The sequence below is a fragment of the Xanthomonas hortorum genome, assembly GCF_024339125.1.
Taxonomy (GTDB): domain Bacteria; phylum Pseudomonadota; class Gammaproteobacteria; order Xanthomonadales; family Xanthomonadaceae; genus Xanthomonas; species Xanthomonas hortorum.
This window is the reverse complement of record NZ_CP101417.1, coordinates 1,784,079-1,804,766: the sequence shown is the minus strand read 5'-3', so window position 1 is coordinate 1,804,766 and position 20,688 is coordinate 1,784,079. Positions and strand designations below refer to the sequence as shown.

Sequence of the window (20,688 nt, the reverse complement as noted above, 5' to 3'; positions counted from 1 at the left end):
GATTCGCCCGAACAGTTGCCCGAGGTGACACTCGAAACGATAAGACTGGGCAGGCGAGGGAGCTCTCGACATTTCTAGCCTAGCGGAGATTTCCCATGAGCGGAATCGGGATCGATGTGTGCAAACACTCTCTTGACGTTGCGGTTTTTCGAGGCCAGACCCGTCAGTTCACCAACACCGCAGGCGGTCATCGGAAGCTTGTCGATTGGCTGAATACGCTGTCGGTGCGGCAGGTGGTGCTGGAGGCGACCGGGGGCTACGAGCTGGCAGCGCTGGATGCCTTGCATCACGCCGCATTGCCGGTGGCGCGCGTCAATGCGCAACGGGCACGCAACTTGGCCAACGGTTTGGGACTGGCCAAGACCGACCGGCTGGACGCCGCCATGTTGGCCTGCATGGCCGAGAAGATGGAGCTCCATCAGTATGTTCCACTGGAACCATGGCAGCGCGATCTGGGCGAGCATGTGCGTGCCCGTCGGCAACTGGTGGATCTGTTGAAAACAGCAAGGCAGCAGCTGCTGCAGGTTGCGGAAAAAGCGCTGCGCAAGCTGCTGCAGGGCAACGTGAACCAGCTTGTGCGCAGTGTGGCGCGGTTAGACAAACTGATCGCCGGGCAGCTGAAGACGCTACTCACCGAGCAACCGCACCTGGCTGCGTTGAAGACGCTCAAAGGGGTCGGTCCGGTGCTGCTGGCCGTGCTGGCGTGCCGGTTACCAGAGCTTGGGACGCTCAGCGGAAAGCAGATATCCCGATTGGTTGGCGTTGCCCCGCTCTCGCGCGACAGCGGCGCGATGCGAGGTAAACGGGGGATTGGCGGAGGCCGAGCCGACATCCGACAGGCGCTGTATATGGCGGCCATGTCCTCAGCTCGGCACGAGCCACGTCTGCGCGATTTTTACAGAGCGCTGCGGGCACGCGGCAAGGAGGGCAAGGTCGCCCTTGTGGCGGTGATGCGCAAGATGCTGGTCATCCTCAATGCGCGCGTGCGCGATGAAAGAGCCGCCATGCAGCCCGCCTGAGCGCATTTGACGGCCATGCGCAAACGCAAAAAAGCGTGCCGGCCAGCGGCCGGCACCTACCGATGAACGCGCCTGAAGGAAACCGCTCAAAGGTCGCGGGTTGAGGTCCTGATCAACACAGTTGCTACATGGACGTACTTGCGGCGTGTCCCGCGATGGTGGGCGGGCAAGGGCCCTGCAGCAAACTCGAAGAAGTCGAGGGCGCGATGCCCTCACCGCACCAGACAGTTTGCTGATTGCTTTATTGAGTACAGGACACGGGGCCAGCCAGTTTGCGGGATGCTTGTTGAAAACTCCGCACACCGATCAACTCGACGGGTCCTTGCCCGCCCACCGTCGCGGGACCTTACGCGGCATGGATGCCGCGTAAGAGCCTACATGGACGTACTTGCGGCGTGTCCCGCGAGGGTGGGCGGGCAAGGGCCCTGCAACCAGGCCGCAGATCAGCCGCTTTACACCTGACGTATCCGCACCGTTCAATTACCTCTCAAGGCGAACGAGATATTGAACTTCAGCGCAATCTGGATGTTCCAAGCCGAGCGGGTCGAGGGCGCGATGCCCTCACCGCCTGCGGGACACGCCGTGAATCCATCCCTGGAGGCTCGGTGGCGGCATCCATGCCGCCACACGGTCCCGCAGGCGGTAAGGGCATCGCACCTGCCAACTTGGTCGAGTGCTGACGGGAACTACAAGGCAGGCCGCGCCCGCTGGGCGGCGAGCGCAGTCGTTTTGTAGCCGCTCTCAGCCCATCCCGCCATTGATGCCGATGACCTGGCCGTTGATGTAACCGGCCGCTTCCGAACACAGGAATGCGACCAATGCTGCGACTTCGTCGGGCTTGCCGACGCGCCCTGCCGGCACCAGTTGCTTGATCACCTCCGGCGCGAAACTCTCGCCGACCATCTCGCTTTCGATTACGCCCGGCGCCACCACGTTGACTGCAATGCCGCGGCTGGCCATCTCGCGCGACAGCGATTTGCTGGCGCCGTGCAGCGCGGCCTTGGCAGCGGCGTAGTTGGTCTGCCCGCGATTGCCCAGCACCGCCGCCACCGACGACACACTGACGATACGGCCCCAACGCGTGCGCGCCATCGGCAGCAGCAAGGGCTGGGTGACGTTGAAGAACCCGTGCAACGAGACATCGATGACCCGATGCCATTGCTCGGCGCTCATGCCCGCCATCGGTGCATCGTCATGGATGCCGGCGTTATTGACCACGATCTGGATCGGGCCGACCTCCAGCAAGCTTGCCAGCGCTGCGGCGCTTGCCTGCGCATCGGCCACATCGAACGCTACCGCCTGGGCACTGCCGCCGTCGGCCACGATCGCTGCGACCACTTCATCGGCGCGGGCGATATTGCGATTGGCGTGCACGATCACGTGCCGACCTTGTGCAGCCAGCTGACGGCAGATCGCACCGCCAAGATCGCCGCTGCCGCCGGTGACGAGTGCGCGGCGCTGTGGAATGGATGTGCTCATGGAAGCCTCGATGGAAGCCGCAGAAACGACGGCGGAAAGAGCGTCATCCTAACGACTCGCAGCAAGCGCAGGAATAGATCGCCCGCATTTTGATCGCCCACCTTCCGTAGGAGCGCGCTTGCGCGCGATGAAGCGTTATCGACAACGCCTCATCGCGCGCAAGCGCGCTCCTACGGGGCCTGCGCCGCACCCAGCATCACCGTGGCACGTCCTTCGGCGAGCAACTGGTCCTGATGCATCAAGCGGAAGCTGTATTGCTGGCTGTCCTCTCCCTGCATCAGCACCTGCGCCTCGCAAACGATCGCATCCGGCAGCGCGTCCAGATAGGCCACGTGCAATTCCACCGCGCGCAGCGCCACCAACATGCCCGGACGTACCGGTTTGCCCGATGCGCGACCGAGCAAGCCGCCGTGCACGGCCATGGCTTGCGCGCCGTATTCGCATAGATGCAACGCGCGCAGGCGGCCGTTAGAACGCAGCGGATGCGTGTCACCACGATGGGCAAGGCTGCGCAACACGACGCGCTGCGCGTCCCACTCCACCACTTCTTCCCACAGGCACATGCTGCCCTGATGCGGAATCAATGCGGCAATCGCCTCACGTCCCTGCATGCGGTTCTCCGTTCTTTGTGCGTTCCAGCGCCGGCTCGCGCGACACCAGCAAGGCCAGAATGAAATTGAACAACACGCCCAGTGCCACCGTGCTGCCGATCGCACGCAATACCGGAATGCTAGACGCGGCCAAGAGCGCGAATACCAGCAAGGTCATCAGGCTGCACACGATCAGCGCATGCAACGTGCGCAGCTGGTCGGCGTGATCGTCGCCGGCGTGGTCGAAGAACAGCGCGTAATCCAGGCCCAAACCGGCCGCCAGAATCAGCGCGATCAGATGGAACAGATTGAGTTCCACCCCCATCCCGCGCAGGATCGCCAGGATCAGTACCGTGGTCAGCGCCATCGGCAACAACACCCGCACGATGCGGCGCGGGCTGCGCAGCGCGATGGCAACGGTCACTGCCAACAACACTGCAGCCAGCACCAATGCGCCGAGCACACGACCGCGATACGCGGCGACCAAAGACTCGGAAGCATCTTTCAGATCCAGCAACTGCGCGCCGCTGCCTTGTACGGCTGCGGCCAACACGGCCGGATCGCGCAAGCCGGTCAACGACACCAAGGCGGTGCTGCGATCGCCACGCCCCAGCAGCAGCCCCCCGACCGAGGTTGCCAGCGGCGAGCCGGCCAGGTCCTTCGGCAACAGCGGGGCGGCCTGCTTGGCAGCGTCCAGATCCTGCAGGAACGGCGCAAACGCATCGCTGCGGAACGGCGTGGCGGCCACCGCGCTGTCGGTCAATGCGCGCGCTTGCGCGGCATCCGGCAATGCGGCCTGACGCGCACGCTGGGTCTTGGCGCTGGGCAGATAGCGCGCAGCCATGTCGTAGCCGGTCAATGCACCGGCGCGCACCAGGGCGTCCAGGCGCGGACGCAATTGCTCGCTGGCCTGCAGCGCCGCCTCATCGTTCGCTGCGGGCAACGCGAGCACGTAACGCACATCGGGGGCGCCCAGTTCCTGTCGCAACTGCGTGTCCTGCGCCAGCGCCTTGGGCGGCACCGGGGTCAATTTCGACAGATCGTTCTGCCAGAACTGCCCCGGCGCAAACACGATCACCGCGATGCCGATCACGGCAATCACCGCAAGACTGATGCGCGGCCGCGGCAAGCGCGCGATGCCACGCCATAGCGCAGCCAGGGCACGCGAGTCGGCATAGTCGCGCGGCGCCGGGTCGATCAACGACGGCAGCAGCCAACGTGTGGTGATGGCGGCGGTGGCCAGCCCGGCGATGGTGAACACCGCCAACTGGCGCAAACCATCCACCCCGGAAAACAGGAAGGTCACGTAGGCAATGCAGGTGGAGACCACGCCGGTGGCCAGCGTCGGCCACAGATGGCGCGCGTTGTCGCGTGGATCCAGCCCCGGGCGCTGATGACTGAACAGGTGAATCGGATAATCCTGCACCACGCCGATCAGGGTGAACCCGAACGCCACGGTGATCCCGTGCACACCGTCGAACAGCAACGCCACCGCGCCCAGGCCGGCCAGACCCGCGCTCGCCAACGGCAGCACGCCAAGCACCGGAATCTTCCAGCTGCGATAAGCGACCAGCAGCAACAGCACCAGCCCCACCGTATCCAGCGTGCCGATCCATTGCGCCTCACTCTGCGTGCGTGCGGTGATTTCCACCGCAAACGCGCCGGGGCCGGTCAAAATGAGTGTTGTTGAGGTGCCCTTGCTGACCTTGGCAACCGCCGCTTGCACCGCGTCGTACGCCAGTTGCTGGCCGGTGGGATCGAACCCGGCTGCGCGCGTCTGCACGATCAGCAAGGCCGAGGTGCCGGCGCGGTCGAACCACACCTCGTTACGCGTCTGCGGCGCGGCGGCAGGTTGCAGGGTTTCTGCAAGATGCAGGATTTCCAGCGTGGGATCGCGCGGCAGCAACGGCTCCACCGTCGCGGCCGCAGGCGAGCCCAGATCCTGCACGCGCGCCTGCAATGCAGCTTGCAAGGTCTGCCCATCCAGCGGGGTTTTATCGAAGCTGTCGCTGAGCAGATAGCGGTACGGCAGCAAGCGCTCGGGGATCGCATCCAACCCCGCATTGCCGCCATTGCCGACCAGTTCGAACAGCTCTGGCTGTGCGGCCAAGGCCTGCTGCAGTGCCTGCGACTGCGCGGCCAGCGTGGCCGTATCGCTGTTGGACAGCGCCATCAGCAACAGGCGCGAGCCGGGGCCTTCGCCGAGTTCTTCGATCAGTAGTTTCTGCGCGGGCGTGCGCGGGGCGGGCATGAATTTCCGCAAGTCACCGGTGACTTTCAGCGTCTCGCTCAACCAGAAGCCGGCGACTGCCAGCAAGGCCAGCCACAGCAGCGCAAGGCCGATGCGGCGGTTTGCATTCAATTTAAGCGCCATGCGAAAGCCTCACTGCGCCAGCGGAACGTCCACCGGCCGCGCGCGCGGCATCCAGCTTCAGTGACGCGTTCTTTCTGCTGAGGGCGGGCTGCAACGGCGCTTTGTTTTTTCTGAGGGCGGGCTGCAGTGACGCGTTCGTTCTGTTGAAGACGTGCAGCACCGGCGCCTCTAATTTGCCGAATGCGGTCGCGTTTTCCTTGCTAAGCGCGTGTCCCGACTGCGCACGCAACACCCACACGCGATGGCTCACGCGCCCGACCCATGGCACAGCGTGGTCAGCGCCGCCGCATCGGTCACGCTTGCGGCCTCGCGCGCCGCACCAGCCAGCAGCGTGCGCTGCGCATCGCCCTTGGCCGGCAAGCTCTCGATGCAGCGCAGCTCATCGTTGCGCCCGTACAGACGCAACTCACGCACCTGCTTTGCCACGGCGGCGTCCTTGGGCTGCAGCGTCAGTTGCCAGGCCTGCGGCTGGCCCTGCCCACTGACGCGGTACTGCTGCTCCAGCAGCGCGCGGTCGCCGGCCAGCAATGCGCCGAAGCCGGATTTCAAGCCGGCCAGTTCGGGCACCCGGCTCAGCGAAAAACGCCGTGGCGATTTGCCTTCGCGCTCCAGTACGCCTTCGTCACCACGCAAGGTGGTGGTTTCGCGATATGGCGCGCTGACCTCGCGCACCAAGGTCTGTTCGTCCGGGCGGCGGTAATGGCCCTGTACGCGCAACGGTGTCTTCAGCAGGGCCGAGCCACGCAGTTCGACGAACTCGGTACTGACCGGTGCGGGACGTGCCAGGCGCTGCAGCACCTGGCCGACGTCCAGCGTCTCAGGCGGTGCGGCGCATAGCGGTGCGGCGCTGAACAGCAGTATCAGCATCCACGGCAGGGTGCGGCACATCGGCATGGTGGGTGTTCCAGAAATCGTAGAAGTTGAACCAGTTGTACGGCGCGTAGCGTGTGTAATGTTCCAGCCTGGCCGCGTAATCACGCATGAGTACCGCCAGCACTGGCGCGCGCTGGCGACGCGGCACATCCAGCCCTTCGCTGAAGGTCTCGAACGCCAGCTCGTAATGATTGCCGCCGCGATACAGGCCGAACGCCAGCACCACCGGCACCTTGAGCGCCGCAGCGATCAGCCACGGCGAAGTCGGGAACATCGCGTTGCGGCCGAGGAACATCGCCGGCAATGCCGGGTCGCCCTCGCGCGGGCGATCGATCAGCAACGCCACCAGCGCGCCGGCGTCGGTGGCGTCCTTGATCGCCATGACGATCGAGGTCGCATCCATGCCGGCGTCGATGATGTTGGCGGCCAATTGCGGATTCAGCGCGCCCAGCAGGTCGGTCATGGCGCGGTTATGCGCCTTGTCCAGCACCACCTTGACCTGCACGTCGGGGCGTTCGGTGGCCAGCACGCGCAGCGCATCGAAGCTGCCCAGATGCGAGCCGAAGATCAGCACGCCGCGGCCGCGATCCATCTGCGTGTGCAGCTGATCCAGGCCAGTGATGTCGACCTGGAAGCGCTGCATCTGCCCGCACAGCATGTACACGCGGTCCAGGATCGTCGAGGCGAAGGTATGGATATGCCGCGCCACATCGCGCAGCGTGGCCGGGCGATCGAGCACACGCGCCAGATAGGCACGCGAGGCACGGCGCTCGGGCGCACGCACCAGCAGGAAGTACAGCGTGATCGGGTACAGCAGCGCGCGTGCCACCGAGCGCCCGGCGTACCGGGCGATGCCGCGGATCAGCCACAACGCAAAACGTCCGCCGCCTTCCGGGCGCTGTTTCCACTGGCTGTTCATGGCGCCGCCTCCGCGACCAGCTCGCCGCTGACCAGCAGTTCGTCGGCGCGCTGCACGCGAAAGCGCCAACGCGGGCCAGCGCCGTCCAGCGTCACCGACGCATTCTGGCCGGGCAGCAAGGGCTGTACGAACTTCACCTGCGGCAAGCGCATCGCGGCGCGTGGGCCATGCGCGGCTTCCACCGCCTGCAGCACGTGATCGAGGACGACCACGCCGGGCACCACGGGGCGACCCGGGAAGTGCCCAGGCAGGCAGGGATGATCATGTGGCACGACGAAATCCATAAGCGGGTAACTCAGATCCTGGGTTGAAGCATGGCCGCCACAGCGGCGTGTGCCTGCTCGGTCAATTGTTGGCGGTCCGGCGCATCCGGCCCGGTCACCGGAATCGGGTCGCCGATGCGCACGCGGATGATGCCGGGGCGCACCCTGAACATACCCTCCACCGGCAGCACCTTGCCGCAGCCGTCCAGCGCCACCGGCACCACCGCCACACCTGCATCGATAGCGGCCTGCAGTAGCCCGGCCTTGAATGGCAATAGTGCGCCGCTACGGCTGCGGGTGCCTTCGGGAAACAGACACAACTGTTTGCCCTCGCGCAGCAGCGCGGCCGCCTGACGCCGCACCATCGCCCCGGCACGCCGGCTGTCGCGGTCCAGAAACAGCATGCCGGTACCGCGCGCGAACCAGTTCACGAACGGCACCTTGAGCATTTCGTCCTTGAGCAGAAACCGCAGCGGCACCGGCAATGCATAGAACAACGCGCAGATGTCGATGACCGACTGGTGGTTGCTGACGAACAGGTAATTCTTGGACCAGTCCACGCGCTCGCGGCCTTCCACGATCACCTGGGCACCGGCGCCGCGAAACAGCACCGGCGACCACATCCAGCCGCCCATGCGCAGCAACCGATCGGGGTCGCGGGTGATCGCCAGCAACACCAGGCAATACACGATCCCGCCAGCGGTGAAGATCAGCGTAAAGGCCAGCTGCAACAGGTTGAACACGGCCCACGCCAGGCGCGACGGCATCCTTGCCAACGGCATTTTTGTCTTGTCCCTGAAAATGTGCACGTACGTCGCTGCCCCTGGCCACGCACTCAGCGCAGCAGATCGCGCCAGAACTCCGGCCCGAGCCGCGCCATCTGGCGCAAGAAGTCTGGCAGATTACGATAGGGACGCTGTGGAAACCAGCGGCCGCGCAATAGATATTCGCCCACGAAGAACCCGCCAACCACGCCATACGCCAGCAGATTGGCAAACAACGAGGCGCGCGCGTCGCTGATCGGCAGCGGCGAGGCGTAGCCCAGTTGCGCCAGCACGCCACTGGGTTCGGCGCACAGGCCCAGCACCAGATTCACCAGCGTCAGGGCGCACAGCAGCAGCGCCCAGGCAAGCGTGAGCCGACGCGTATAGCGGTACTGCTCGGGCGTGATCGGCATGCCGGCCTGGCGATACAGCCCTTCGACAATGCGCGTAATCAACGGCGTGCGCCCGCGGCGCAGGCTGCGGCCGAAGAACCAGGCGATCCAGCCGGTGAACACCACCGGCGGCGCGGCCAGCAGCAGCATCGCGTACGGCGAGTGCCACAACGCGCTCAGGCCGGCCAACGTCAGCAACGCCAGCGCCCAGGCCCAGGCCCGGCGCGCGACCATCGGTTCGATCAACACCATCAGCACCAGCAAGGCCCCGGCGATGACCGCCAGGTCCGGGCGATGACTGGCGTTGGCCCAGTGCGCCAACGGCGAATACGCCACCGCCAGCAGCACGCCCAGCCCCAGCACCCACGGGGGTGCATCGGCAGGCGCTACAGTGGGCAGATCAGACGGTCTTGTTGGTTTCGACATGCGCCGACAATGCGCGCAGCGACGCAAAGATGCGACGGTTCTCGTCGTTGTCAGAGCGCAGCTGGAAGCCATAGCGCTTGCTGATCGCCAGCGCCAGTTCCAGCGCGTCGATCGAGTCCAGTCCCAGCCCGGTATTGAACAACGGCGCCTCCGGATCGATGTCGGCGGGTTGGACGTCTTCCAGGTTCAGGCTTTCGACCAGGAGTTCGGCCAGTTCACGTTCGGCAGCGGTTTGCAGGGACATCCAGAAGCTTCCACAGGTGAGGGTCGGGCAACAAATTCGGAACAATCAATTCAAGGCAATCAATTCGAACAACCAGCAACGCGTCGCAAACAACTGGCAGGTCGAGGCGGGCGGATGCTTTGGAACCGCAGTGTACGTTGTCGCCGCTGCCACTTCCGGCTACCGGCCACGTCCGTTGAGCGGCCGCGCCGTCGGTCTGCTGCTGATCGGGTGAGAGCGGTGAGGCAATCCGGGTGCACCTGTCCGGGCCGCCGGTCAGGCTATCATGACTGCATGACGCTCGCCCGCTGCAGGTTCGTTCCAGGATGACTTCCACCGCTGTTCGCCCCACCCCGACCGCCATGCCGGCAGCCGGGCCGGCCCCCGGACCCGAGTGTCCGGATGTGTTGATCATCGGCGGCGGGCCAGCGGGCTGCGCCGCCGCCATCGTGCTCGCGCAGCAGGGCTGGCAGGTCACCCTGCTGGAAAAGGAGCAGCACCCGCGCTTCCATATCGGCGAATCGCTGCTGCCGATGAACGTACCGATCCTCGAACGACTGGGCGTACTCGAACAAGTCCGCGATATCGGCGTGCTCAAGCGCGGCGCTGACTTTCCTAACGATGCCGGCGGCTACAACACCTTTCGCTTCTCGCGTGCGCTCGATGCCAAGGCCGATTTCGCCTTCCAGGTGCCGCGTGCGCAGTTCGACCAGGTGTTGTTCGAGCGCGCGCGTGCGGTTGGCGTGGATGCGCGCGAACAGATCAAGGTCGAACAGGTCAGCTTCGATGGCGAACAGCCGGTATTGCAGGCACGTGGCGTGGACGGCGAGCAGCAGTTCCGCCCGCGCTATCTGCTCGACGCCAGCGGCCGCGACACCTTTCTGGGCAACCGCTTCAAGCTCAAACGCGCCAATGCCAAGCATCAATCGGCCGCGCTGTTCAGCCATTTCCGCGGCGTGGCGCGCCGGCCGGGCGAGGATGCCGGCAACATCAGCATCTACCGGCATGCGCACGGCTGGATGTGGCTGATCCCGCTGCCGGACGACATCATGAGCGTGGGCGCGGTCTGCTACCCGGAATACATGAAGACCCGCAAGGGCGACAGCGAAGGCTTTTTGATGCGTACGCTGGCGCTCAATGCCGAAGTCACCGCGCGCATGCACGGCGCCGAGCGCGTGGCACCGGTGCACGCCACCGGCAACTATGCCTACGAATGCACGCGCATGGCCGGCCCGCGCTGGCTGATGCTCGGCGATGCCTACACCTTCGTCGACCCGATGTTTTCCTCGGGCGTGTTTCTGGCCATGCACAGCGCCGAGCGCGGTGCGGCGATGGTGAACCAGGCCCTGCGCACGCCGCAGCACGAGGCGAAACTGCAGCGGGCCTTGCAGCGTGAACTCAAGCGCGGCGTGGATGAGTTCAAGTGGTTCATCTACCGCTTCACCTCGCCGACCATGCGCACCCTGTTCGCGCAACCGCAGAACACCTGGCAGATCGAAGAAGCCGTGGTGGCGATGCTGGCCGGCGACGTGTTCGAGAGCCCCAAGGTCCGCCTGCGTCTGCGTGCGTTCCGCGCCATCTACGCCATCACCACCTTGTCGATGATGCCGCGCGCCTGGCACTCCTGGCGGCAACGCCGGCGTCAGGCCACGCTCGGCTTCGATGGCGACACCTTGCAACGCGATACGCAACAACGAGATACGCAATGACCGCTTTCCAGGCCCAGACCACGCACGCCGTGCGCCATCCCCGCCTGCAGGTCGACTATGTTGACCAGACCGACCCGTCTGCCCTGCTCACCGATCCGCAGGTGCTGGCCGTGTTCGGCTTTGGCACTGCGGCGGCGCATCTGGACGACCCGCGTTACCTGCGCGTGCCACTGCAGCCCTATCACGTGCCACTGCAGCCCTATCAGGCCAGCGTGCTGGAAGTGTGGCGCAGCGACTCGCCGGTGCGCAGTGGGCGCGACGGCAACATCGCCTGGTCCAGCGACGGGCGCCTGCAGTTCGGCGTGATCGAGATCGACGAGCAGGATGTGGACATCGAGGAAGCCGCCGCCAAGGCGTATGCGGAAATCACCGCCTTCGTCACCGGCAGCCAGACTCCACGCCTGCTGCGCATCTGGAATTACCTGGATGCGATCACCCTGGGCAGCGGCGACCGCGAACGCTATCGGCAGTTCTGCATCGGCCGTGCACGCGGCCTGGGCGCGTTCGATACTGCGCAGCTGCCCGCCGCTACCGCGGTGGGCCGTTGCGATGCCGAGCGCATCATCCAGATCTACTGGCTGGCCGCCGCCGATGCCGGCACACCGCTGGAAAATCCGCGCCAGGTCAGCGCCTACAACTACCCGCGCCAGTACGGCCCGCAGCCACCGAGTTTTGCGCGCGCCATGCTGCCGCCGGCCGGCAGCGACATGCCGCTGCTGCTGTCAGGCACCGCCGCGGTGGTCGGGCATGCCTCGATGCACACCGGCCAGTTGCTCGCACAGCTGGAAGAAACCTTCGCCAACTTCGACGCCCTGCTCGGCGCCGCACGCCAGCACGCCCCCGCCCTGCCCGCGCAATTCGGCGCCGGCACGCGTTTGAAGGTCTACGTGCGCGAGCACGACGACCTGCCCAAGGTTGCGCAAGCACTGGACGCCCGCTTCGGTGACGCCGTGCCGCGCCTGCTGCTGCACGCGGTGATCTGCCGCGACGAGTTGGCGGTGGAGATCGATGGGGTGCATGGGTGAGTTATTGAGCGCATTGCGCAGGCTGGATATCGCCCACACCGCCGTCGTCGTTGACCGTCATCCCGGCTAATGTAGCCGAAGGCGCGGCAGACCACTTCCGCGCCCACTCGTTGCCCAACACGTCGGCCCTTGCAAGATCGCTGGCTGTTGCGTGCTGTCGCAACCAGGCGATGTTGTCGTCGATCACCTCGCGTGATCGCAGCCCTGCGGTGGCAGGCAGTTGCTGGCTGCCGCGTCGATACAACGCCAAGGACCGCGCAAGATCCGGCTTAACCACCTGCGCCAGAAAAAAGCGTTCACCGGTATCGCGGCGTGGCGAGTAGGCGGCCGCCAAGGCTAGCGAGGTCTGCAGATCTCCGCGCGATGCTGCCTGCAGCGCCATGGATTCAGCTTCTTTCCGATAGCGCTGCAATTCCGGCAGAAGCTCCAGCATGTCGCGACGCCGAAACGCGTTACCGACCGCGTAATGCGCCAGCGCACCCGGATTGCCGCCAAGCGCCCCTTGTCGCCACAACGCGACCCGTTCGGCGACGGAAACCTGCCGAATACCTTCGCAACGATCGGCAGCTTTGACCAGCCCCATCGCCATGCCGTCCAGCATCTTGTTCCATGCATCAGCATTGGCGCCCTCATTCGGGGTGACGACCTTTCGCTCACGGGCACGCTGCGCGCGCCATGCCAGCTCGTCGTAAGTGGCAAGTTGCTGCTGGATCCCATCGCAGCGATCAAGCTCGCTGGCCAGGCGGCATGCGGCAGCGGGATCACCTTTTTCAGCGCGACGACTGAGCTCGTTGAAGACCTGGCGGAGCGGCACGTCGGCGGGCGGGAGCGGCGCCGAGGCTACGCCAGGCTTGGCCTGTCTTCCCAACGTGACAGCGCTGGGCGCACGCACTGGATTCGCCCCAACTACCTGATCGAGGCGATGCCATCGCAGCCAAGCCACGCAGATCGCAGCAACCGCCAACACGACCACCGTGGCGATCACCAATTTCCTGCTTGCAGATCCCTTGCGCATGCGGTCACGCCTCCTTGGTGTGCGCCAAGTATCACTCAGCCGTTAAGCAAGCCCAGCACCACATCGCGCGGCAGTTTGCCGGTTTCGTTGCGTGGCAATGCGGGCAGTTTGCGCAGGCGGCGTGGGAGGAAGACCGGGTCGACGCTGACGCGCAGGGCGGCGAGGATGTGTGCTTCGTCGAGGGTGGGGGCGACAACCAGGGCGGCGATGCGGCCGACGGCCTGCCCTGCTTCCGGTGTGAGCTGCACGATGGTGCCGTCGACAACACCCGGAATGGCCAGCAAGCGCCGGGTGAGGTCGGCCAGCGAGGCGCGTTTGCCGGCAATTTCAAGCAGGTCGGCCTGACGGCCGCGCACCTGGAAACGGCCGTCTTCGGCCACGTCCATCATGTCGGCCAGCAGCACCGGTGTTGCAAGATGCGGTGCGTGCACCAGGGTGCCGGCGGCTTGTGTTTCCAGGCGTACGCCAGGCAGCGGGGTCCATGCCACTTCCAGCGCGGTGCGGCGCACGGCGAACACGCAGGTTTCGGTGGAACCGAACATCTCGCGCACTTCACCGCCAAAGCGGGCTTCGGCCGCAGCGGCGATGTCCTGCGTCAGCGGTGCGGTGGCAGACACGATGCCGGCCAGCGGCGGCAACTGCACGCCGGATTCGACCAGCGCGCGCAGGTGCACCGGGGTGGTCACCAGCAGCCGCGGCTCGGGAATTTCTGCCAGTGCGTGCGCCACATCGTCGGGGAAGAACGGCCGCCCCGCGTGCACGGCCAGCGTGGTCACCATCGGCAGCAGCACCGACAACTCCATGCCGTACATGTGCTGCGGCGGCACCGTGGCCACCACGTGCGGCACCGCATCGCTGTGCGCCCACAGGCTCTCCAGAGCGACCAGGTCCTGGCGCGTGCTGGTCAAGAAACTGCCCCAGGTTTTTGGGTTAGGCTGCGGGCTGCCGGTGCTGCCGGAGGTGAAGCCGATCGCCACCAGGGCATCGTCGGCCAGTTGCGGCATCGGGCCGTCGGCCTGCGGCAACACGGCCGGCAATTGCCAATAGCGCGGTGGCGCCAGCTCCAAAGCCAGATCGCCCAGGCAATACGCATTGGCGTGACGCGCCTGCACTTCGCCGACGACTGCCGGTGCGCGCGAAGACGGCAATAGCGACACCTGCCCGCGCAGTGCGCAGGCATAGAACGCCACCATGAAACGGTAGCGGTCTTCGCATAGATTCACCGCGTGGCGGCCGTCGGGCAGTTGCTGCGCCAGACCGTGCACGTGCGCGATGAAGGTGGCCAGATCCACCGACTGCCCTGCCCGCCAGGCCAACGGCCGGCCGGGCGCGCCAACGGCCATCGGGTGGGAAACAACAGGAGCAGGCAGGCTGGACATGTGAACCGACAGTCGCAAAAGCGCGCTAGCTTGGCCGGCACCTGAGCTGCTGGCAAGTCGGGAGGTTCCCGTCTGCAGTGAATCGCGTTGATCGAAGTGGCTGGGTGGCATGCGTTCTTGGTTGCGTGGCGCGGCGAATGATCACCTCGCCGATCGTCCAGCTTCCACCTATGCGGCGACGCTAGGGAAGGTCTGAACAACGAGGCCTGAAAGGGCGGAATGTCGCATCGTTCCGAAGAGTGGCGTTTGGATCTTCGGAATTTCGCCATTTCTGGTGCTTTCCGTTGCAATTCCTTGGGTTACAGGCGCCCGCTCCCCATCGCAGGCAGTAGCTGCTTTCGCTTCATCCACAGGTTTGACAGCGCAAACAACGTCAGCACTTGTGCGGAGTTTTTGGCCAGACCGCGATAGCGGACCTTCGTGTAACCGAACTGGCGCTTGATCACTCGAAATGGATGCTCCACCTTCGCGCGCACGCTGGCCTTGAAGTGTTCCCAACGCTGTTCCCGAGCACGCTCGCAGTTGTTGCCGATGGCTTGCACCGTCGAGGGCCTGGCGGCGATGAAGAAGTCTGCCTTGCAGGCCTGCAGTTCGTCGCGTTTTGTCTACGCCGATGTGCGCCTTCATCCCGAAATACCACTGATTGCCGTTCTTGGTCTCATGCATCTCAGGGTCGCGCGCATGGTCGGCGTTCTTGGTCGAACTGGGCGCAGCGATCAGCGTCGCATCGACGATCGTCCCGGAGCGTAGGCTCTGGCCCTTGCGCGCCAGATGCGCGTTGACCGCTTCCAGCACCCGCGCGGCAAAACCACGGGTCTCCAGCAGGCATCGAAAGTTGAGAATCGTGGTCTCGTCCGGAACGTTGTCCACCCCCCGAGCCGGGCAAAGCGTCGTAAGGTCGGAATCTCGTGCAGCGCTTCTTCCAGCGCCGGATCGCTCAACGCATACCACTGCTGCAGTAGATGAACCCGCAACATCGTCGCCAGTGCGTACGGCTGCCGCCCTGGCCGCCCCGACGCCGGATAGTGCGGCGCGATCAGCCCGAGCAGTTGCTGGCACGGAACGACCTGCTCCATCTCGGCCAGGAAGATCTCCCGCCGGGTCTGCTTGCGCTTGCCCAGGCCCTCAGCGTCACCGAACGTCAGTTGCATGGATCAATCCTCCACATGAGGCGGGTAGTGTCGCGCATCTGTGGTGAGTTGATCAGACCTTCCCTAGCCGCTGCGACGCATGCGTTCGATCCAATGTAGATGGCATGCGGGCGCAATCTCCAGCAGACGGTGCGTTTCAGACATTTCGGCGGCATTTGCGCTTTTTTCGCCTGCACTCTCGCAGCAGCACGCGCGCGTCTTTTGCATCGCCAGCACAGTGGATTTGAAGTGGTCCTCCTCGCACTACCGCATCGCACCTTGCTGATGCTGCGCACTGCTGGCACCTGCGGCCGCACGCATTGCACAGCGCACGAAATGGTCGTGCTCGCTCGTCGCGCACATGTGCTTTCCGCCTTGCGTCGCGCGCAGCCACGCACGCATGACCTGTAGCCCAAGCCCGCTGCGGAGACGAACTGCTAGGCTTGCGCGCTCTCCTTTGCGTTCAGCCGTGTCCGATGCCCAGATTGTTGCCGTTGACCCTTCTGCTGCTGGCCGCCACTGCGCATGCGCAGTCTGCCGCCCCGCTCACCATCGAACAGGTGATGGCCGACCCCGACTGGATCGGGCCATCGGTGGATCAGGCCTGGTGGCAGTGGGATGGCAAACAGGTGCAGTACCTGCTCAAGCGCGATGGCAGCCCGGTGCGCGACACCTATCGCCAGGGCACCGGCGGCGCGGCGGCAGAACGCGTGGCCGATAACGCCCGTGCCGGCCTGGATGCGGCCAACCCCAGCTACGACGCGACGCGCCAGCGCATGCTGTTCGCGCGCAATGGCGACATTTTTTTGCGTGATCTGCGCTCGGGCGCGCTGACCCAGCTGACCCGCAGCAACGAGGTCGAATCGCGTCCGCAATTTGCCAGCGATGGCGGTGCGATCTGGCGTGCGGGCAACAACTGGTATCACTGGCGCGCCGATGGCGGCACCGCGCAGGTGGCGGTGGTCAAGGCCGAACGCGATCCCGATGCCGCGCCCAAGGCCGATGTGTTGCGCGAGCAGCAACTGGCCACGCTGGCCACGCTGCGCCGCGACCGCGAGCAGCGCGAGGCGCTGCGCACGCAGGAAGACACCTGGCGTCGCGCCGACACCACGCGTGCCACTGCACCGGTGTATCTGGGCGATGAGGTGGAGATCGTCGACAGCGCGTTGTCGCCGGACGGCCGCCACCTGCTGGTGATGACCCAGGCCAAGAATGCCGACGAAGGCCAGGCCGGCAAGATGCCCAAGTACGTGACCGAATCCGGCTACGAAGAATTCCAGGAAACCCGCCCCCGCGTCGGCCGCAACATGCCAGCCGCACACACGCTATGGCTGGTCGACGTGATCGCAGGCAGCGCGCGCCAGCTGTCTTTCGACGCGCTGCCCGGCATCGCCACCGACCCGCTGGCCGCATTGCGCAAGGCCGCCAAGCGCGACCCGCTCAAGGGCAACCGCCCGGTGCGCGTGGAAAGCGATGGCGACGGCAACGGCCCGGCGGTGCATTGGAGCGACGATGGCCGCAACGTGGCAGTGGAAATCCGCGCGGTGGACAACAAGGACCGCTGGATCGCCAGCGTGGATCTGGATGCGGCCAAACTGCAGCCGCGTCATCGGCTGAGCGATAGCGCCTGGATCAACTGGGACTTCAACGATTTCGGCTGGCTGCCAGACAACCGCACGCTGTGGCTGCTCTCGGAAGAATCCGGCTATTCGCAGCTGTACACGGTGGAAGGCAACGGCAAGCCACGCCAGCGCACGCGCGGCAAGTGGGAAGTGTCGATGCCGGTGCCCAGCGCCGATGGCAGCGGCATGTATTTCCTGTGCAATCAGAAATGGCCGGGCGATTACGAGGTGTGCAAGCTGGATCTGCGCACCGACCAGCTCAGCGAAGTCACTGCATTGAACGGCGTGGAAGGCTTCAGCCTGTCGCCGAATGGGCAGCAGTTGCTGGTGCGCTACTCCGGCGCCTATCTGCCGCCGCAGTTGGCGGTGGTGCCGGCAACCGGTGGCCAGGCCACGGTGCTCACCGACACGCGCACGCCGGCCTTCAAGGCACAGCCGTGGATCGCACCGCAGTACGTGCAGGTACCGTCCAAACATGGCGCCGGCACGGTCTGGGGCAAATACTACGGGCCGCAGAACCCCGAGCCCGGCAAGCAGTATCCGATCGTGATGTTCGTGCACGGCGCCGGCTATCTGCAAAACGTCTCTCAACGCTACACACCGTATTTCCGCGAGCAGATGTTCCACAACCTGCTGGTGCAGCAGGGTTACATCGTGCTGGATCTGGATTACCGCGCCTCGTAAGGTTACGGCCGCGACTGGCGCACCGCGATCTACCGCAACATGGGGCATCCGGAGCTGGAGGATTATCTGGACGGCCTGGACTGGCTGGTCGCCACCAAACAGGGCGACCGTGCACGCGCCGGCATCTACGGCGGCTCGTATGGCGGCTTCATGACCTACATGGCGCTGTTCCGCAGCCCCGGCACCTTCAAGGCCGGCGCAGCGCTGCGGCCGGTGGGCGACTGGATGCAGTACAACCACGACTACACCTCCAACATCCTCAACACCCCCGAGCTCGATCCGCAGGCCTATAAGACCTCCTCGCCGATCAACTACGCCGACGGGCTGCAGGACCATCTACTGATCGCCCACGGCATGATCGACGACAACGTGTTCTTCAAGGACTCGGTCGACATGACCCAGAAACTGGTTGAGCTGCACAAGGACAACTGGCAGGTGGCGCCGTATCCGCTGGAACGCCACGGCTTTACGCGTGCCGATTCGTGGCTGGACGAATACAAGCGCATCCTCAAACTGTTCAATGAGCAGGTGAAGCCGTAAGGCATGCGATTGCGGCCGGGCGATGCATGCTGCGTCGCCCGGCCCATGACATCTCATGCAGCGCCAGCATCCGGCTCTTGCGGCAAGCAGCAGGTAGCGCGCGTTGCACGCGTGGTGTCGCGTACGCATCGCCCCGCAACAACGTGCCTGGCACTCACCTCCACGTACGCAACTGGCTCTAAGCTTGACGCAGGATCGGCAGATCGCTGGCGCATCGCGCTCCCCTCTGCATCGGTCTGCCGCCCGACCGGAGCGCCGCCGGCACCGCAGCGGCTATCCATTCACCGACCGGCGCGCAGAAGGTAATCGCGATGGGCCTGTGGGACCGATTGTTTGGACGCAAGACCCCGGCGGCAAAGACGCCACGAGCCGAACCGACAGTGGCGCCGGCCGCCGCAGCCGACGACACGGAAACCGAAGCCGAGATCGACCCCGCATTGTTGCCAGCGCTGACGCTGTTTCAGCGCGGCGATCAGGTGGGCGCCTACAACGCCGCGCAGGCACAGCTGCACCTGGGCGCCGATGCGCAGCGATTGTGTGCATTGGCATTGAGCGCGCTGGACCGCTATCGCGAGGCGTACCCGCACTGGCTGGCGCTGTACGAGCTGGAGCCCACCGCACACAACGCGCTGCAGTTGGCGACCACCTCGGTGATGTGCAACGAGATCGATCGTGGCGAGCAGTGGCTGCTGACCTTCGATGATTTGAACGCGCAGGAGCGCTCCACCTCGCCGGCCACCGCACGCACCAGTTTCCTCACCGCGCTGACCCGCGCCGGCCACGGTGCGCACGCGTTGCCGCATCTGGAATGGTTGCGCGAGGCATACGCAGGAATGTCGATCACCGACAGCCATTTCCTCTACGTGCGCGGGCTACCGTTTTTCGAAGCATTCCTTGAGCGCAGCACGCCGTTGTTGCGCGAGTGCCTGCCGGCCGATGCGCTGCCGGGTTGGTACGCGCAACTGCAGCCGTCGCTGGATCCTGATGGCCAGGCTGCGGTGGCCGCACATATCGCCTCGCTGCAATGAACGCACCGCTGCCACCGTCATCGCGGTCGCATGGCGGCTTTGTCACGCCACTGGCGTGGATCTCGTTGCTGCTCGGGCTGGTCAGCGCGATGGGCAATCTGCTGCAGATCATGATGATCGCGATCATGCCGGACGCGACGTCGATGGGGTTGCCGGACGGCATGACACTGCCGGCGTCGTGGCAATGGCTGATCGATCATGCGCTGTCGTTGTCGGTTGCAGGTGCAGTGCTATCGGCCGCGTTTGCGTGGCTCAGCTGGGCGTTGCTGCAGCGACGCGAATGGGCGCGCGTCGGGTTTGTGGCGGTGTTGCTGGTGACAGGGCTACTCAATTTCGGCGGCTTGGCGTTGATCGGGCCGTTGTTCGAGGGTGTGCAGGCCATGCTGCCCGCCGATGTGCTGCACAGCCCGGAGTGGCCGGAATTGCAGGCGCGCCTGCAGACGACGCGCCAACTCGCCTTGCTGCTGACCGGAGCGGGCGTCCTGGCAATCGGCTGCATCCACGCAGTGCTGGCGTGGCGGCTGTGTACGCCAGCCGTGCGCGCTGAATTTGCTGCATCGCGCTTGGCGTGATCGTTCGCTGATCTGCTGCGTGGACAGCGTCCACGGCGTGCCAGTCGCGTCGAGGGCGCGATGCCCTCACCGCTCGCGGGACACGCCGCAAGTACGTCCTTGTAGGCTCGGTGGCGGCATCCATGCCGCCACACGGTCCCGCAATCGGTAAGGGCACCGCACCAGAAAGTTTGTAGGTTGCTCTGTTGAAAGCCTGCCTATTGATCGCGCTGCGTTGCGAAGCTGATCGGGCGCGCCGTTACTCAAACGACGCAAGTCATGCACTGCTTGCACCATGCACACCGACCATCTTGACGGGTCCTTGCCCGCCCACCGTCGCGGGACCTTACGCGGCATGGATGCCGCGTAAGAGCCTACATGGACGTACTTGCGGCGTGTCCCGCGAGGGTGGGCGGGCAAGGGCCCTGCAGCAAATCGGCAGATCAGCCGCTCTACAACTGATCTATACAACTGATCTATCCGCGCTGCTCAACCACTCCAAGACAACCGAGATTTCGGATCGTAACGACGTTGAGATGGAGTGCAAGAGCACAGTCAGCAGCCTAGTTGGTCGGGCCCCCGTGCCCGTCCGCTAGCTGCCCACGCGAAGCATTGCCTCGCCCTGCGACAAACGGGCGCGTTCGCCCCGATGCACGAACCAGGATGCACCGCTTAGAATCGGG

The 20,688-nt window shown here is 65.2% G+C and carries 17 protein-coding genes and 2 pseudogenes; 6 read left to right on the top strand and 13 right to left on the bottom strand.

The genetic code is table 11. The features are described from left to right. Nucleotides 1-95 precede the first annotated feature (95 nt). Entirely contained in the window at nt 96-1,019 is a 924-nt protein-coding gene (locus NMB96_RS07530; RefSeq protein ID WP_183086592.1) for an IS110 family RNA-guided transposase, read from the top strand. A 741-nt stretch (nt 1,020-1,760) separates the two neighbouring features. Here the strand turns inward: NMB96_RS07530 and fabG are convergent. From fabG to xanC, 10 genes are all read right to left on the bottom strand, one after another. Continuing rightward, a complete protein-coding gene (fabG, locus tag NMB96_RS07525) occupies nt 1,761-2,498 on the bottom strand; it encodes a 3-oxoacyl-ACP reductase FabG (protein ID WP_023905413.1) in 738 nt (245 codons plus the stop codon). A 170-nt stretch (nt 2,499-2,668) separates the two neighbouring features. Beyond that, nucleotides 2,669-3,109 carry a hotdog family protein gene (locus NMB96_RS07520; protein WP_255086603.1) on the bottom strand — a complete coding sequence of 147 codons (441 nt, stop codon included), beginning with the start codon at nt 3,107-3,109 and terminating at the stop codon, nt 2,669-2,671. Then, nucleotides 3,096-5,462 carry an MMPL family transporter gene (locus NMB96_RS07515; protein WP_255086602.1) on the bottom strand — a complete coding sequence of 789 codons (2,367 nt, stop codon included), beginning with the start codon at nt 5,460-5,462 and terminating at the stop codon, nt 3,096-3,098. The genes NMB96_RS07520 and NMB96_RS07515 overlap by 14 nt, the downstream gene beginning before the upstream one ends. Then, nucleotides 5,452-5,712 carry a hypothetical protein gene (locus tag NMB96_RS07510; protein WP_255086601.1) on the bottom strand — a complete coding sequence of 87 codons (261 nt, stop codon included), beginning with the start codon at nt 5,710-5,712 and terminating at the stop codon, nt 5,452-5,454. The genes NMB96_RS07515 and NMB96_RS07510 overlap by 11 nt, the downstream gene beginning before the upstream one ends. Then, nucleotides 5,709-6,356: a LolA-related protein gene (locus tag NMB96_RS07505; protein ID WP_043889503.1), complete on the bottom strand. Its 648-nt coding sequence runs from the start codon at nt 6,354-6,356 to the stop codon at nt 5,709-5,711. Before NMB96_RS07505 ends, NMB96_RS07510 begins: the two co-directional genes overlap by 4 nt. Beyond that, nucleotides 6,280-7,254 carry a lysophospholipid acyltransferase family protein gene (locus NMB96_RS07500; RefSeq protein WP_023905417.1) on the bottom strand — a complete coding sequence of 325 codons (975 nt, stop codon included), beginning with the start codon at nt 7,252-7,254 and terminating at the stop codon, nt 6,280-6,282. Before NMB96_RS07500 ends, NMB96_RS07505 begins: the two co-directional genes overlap by 77 nt. Then, complete coding sequence (locus NMB96_RS07495) at nt 7,251-7,478, bottom strand: ApeI family dehydratase (RefSeq protein ID WP_023905418.1); 228 nt, start codon at nt 7,476-7,478, stop codon at nt 7,251-7,253. The genes NMB96_RS07500 and NMB96_RS07495 overlap by 4 nt, the downstream gene beginning before the upstream one ends. Before the next feature lie 71 nt (nt 7,479-7,549). Then, nucleotides 7,550-8,299: a lysophospholipid acyltransferase family protein gene (locus tag NMB96_RS07490; RefSeq protein ID WP_183086926.1), complete on the bottom strand. Its 750-nt coding sequence runs from the start codon at nt 8,297-8,299 to the stop codon at nt 7,550-7,552. Between the two features lie 53 nt (nt 8,300-8,352). Continuing rightward, nucleotides 8,353-9,036 (bottom strand): COG4648 family protein, encoded by a 684-nt coding sequence (locus NMB96_RS07485; protein ID WP_084217926.1) that lies wholly within the window; start codon nt 9,034-9,036, stop codon nt 8,353-8,355. Nucleotides 9,037-9,073: 37 nt separating this feature from the next. Continuing rightward, nucleotides 9,074-9,343, bottom strand: a complete 270-nt coding sequence (gene xanC, locus NMB96_RS07480; protein ID WP_006451937.1) for a xanthomonadin biosynthesis acyl carrier protein XanC — start codon at nt 9,341-9,343, stop codon at nt 9,074-9,076. Nucleotides 9,344-9,684: 341 nt separating this feature from the next. On the opposite strand from xanC, the gene NMB96_RS07475 reads away from it, so the two are divergent. Both NMB96_RS07475 and NMB96_RS07470 read left to right on the top strand, forming a co-directional pair. Beyond that, entirely contained in the window at nt 9,685-11,031 is a 1,347-nt protein-coding gene (locus tag NMB96_RS07475) for an NAD(P)/FAD-dependent oxidoreductase (protein WP_255086944.1), read from the top strand. Then, complete coding sequence (locus NMB96_RS07470) at nt 11,028-12,056, top strand: chorismate transformation FkbO/Hyg5 family protein (RefSeq protein WP_255086600.1); 1,029 nt, start codon at nt 11,028-11,030, stop codon at nt 12,054-12,056. Before NMB96_RS07475 ends, NMB96_RS07470 begins: the two co-directional genes overlap by 4 nt. 1 nt (nt 12,057) lies before the next feature. Here NMB96_RS07470 and NMB96_RS07465 read toward each other — a convergent pair whose 3' ends face one another. The 3 genes and pseudogenes from NMB96_RS07465 to NMB96_RS07455 all read right to left on the bottom strand — a co-directional run bounded on the left by NMB96_RS07465 (nt 12,058) and on the right by NMB96_RS07455 (nt 15,601). Continuing rightward, entirely contained in the window at nt 12,058-13,071 is a 1,014-nt protein-coding gene (locus tag NMB96_RS07465; protein WP_023905424.1) for a hypothetical protein, read from the bottom strand. 35 nt (nt 13,072-13,106) lie between these two features. Beyond that, nucleotides 13,107-14,450 carry an AMP-binding protein gene (locus NMB96_RS07460; RefSeq protein ID WP_183086927.1) on the bottom strand — a complete coding sequence of 448 codons (1,344 nt, stop codon included), beginning with the start codon at nt 14,448-14,450 and terminating at the stop codon, nt 13,107-13,109. A 299-nt stretch (nt 14,451-14,749) separates the two neighbouring features. After that, nucleotides 14,750-15,601: pseudogene (locus NMB96_RS07455) on the bottom strand (IS5 family transposase). 464 nt (nt 15,602-16,065) lie between these two features. On the opposite strand from NMB96_RS07455, the pseudogene NMB96_RS07450 reads away from it, so the two are divergent. The 3 genes and pseudogenes from NMB96_RS07450 (at nt 16,066) to NMB96_RS07440 (ending at nt 20,026) form a co-directional block, all read left to right on the top strand. Beyond that, nucleotides 16,066-18,426 (top strand): annotated as a pseudogene (locus NMB96_RS07450) (S9 family peptidase). Between the two features lie 311 nt (nt 18,427-18,737). Next, nucleotides 18,738-19,454 (top strand): hypothetical protein, encoded by a 717-nt coding sequence (locus NMB96_RS07445; protein ID WP_023905608.1) that lies wholly within the window; start codon nt 18,738-18,740, stop codon nt 19,452-19,454. Further along, on the top strand, nt 19,451-20,026 hold the full coding sequence (locus NMB96_RS07440; protein ID WP_023905609.1) for a hypothetical protein: 576 nt from the start codon (nt 19,451-19,453) through the stop codon (nt 20,024-20,026). The genes NMB96_RS07445 and NMB96_RS07440 overlap by 4 nt, the downstream gene beginning before the upstream one ends. Nucleotides 20,027-20,688 lie beyond the last annotated feature (662 nt).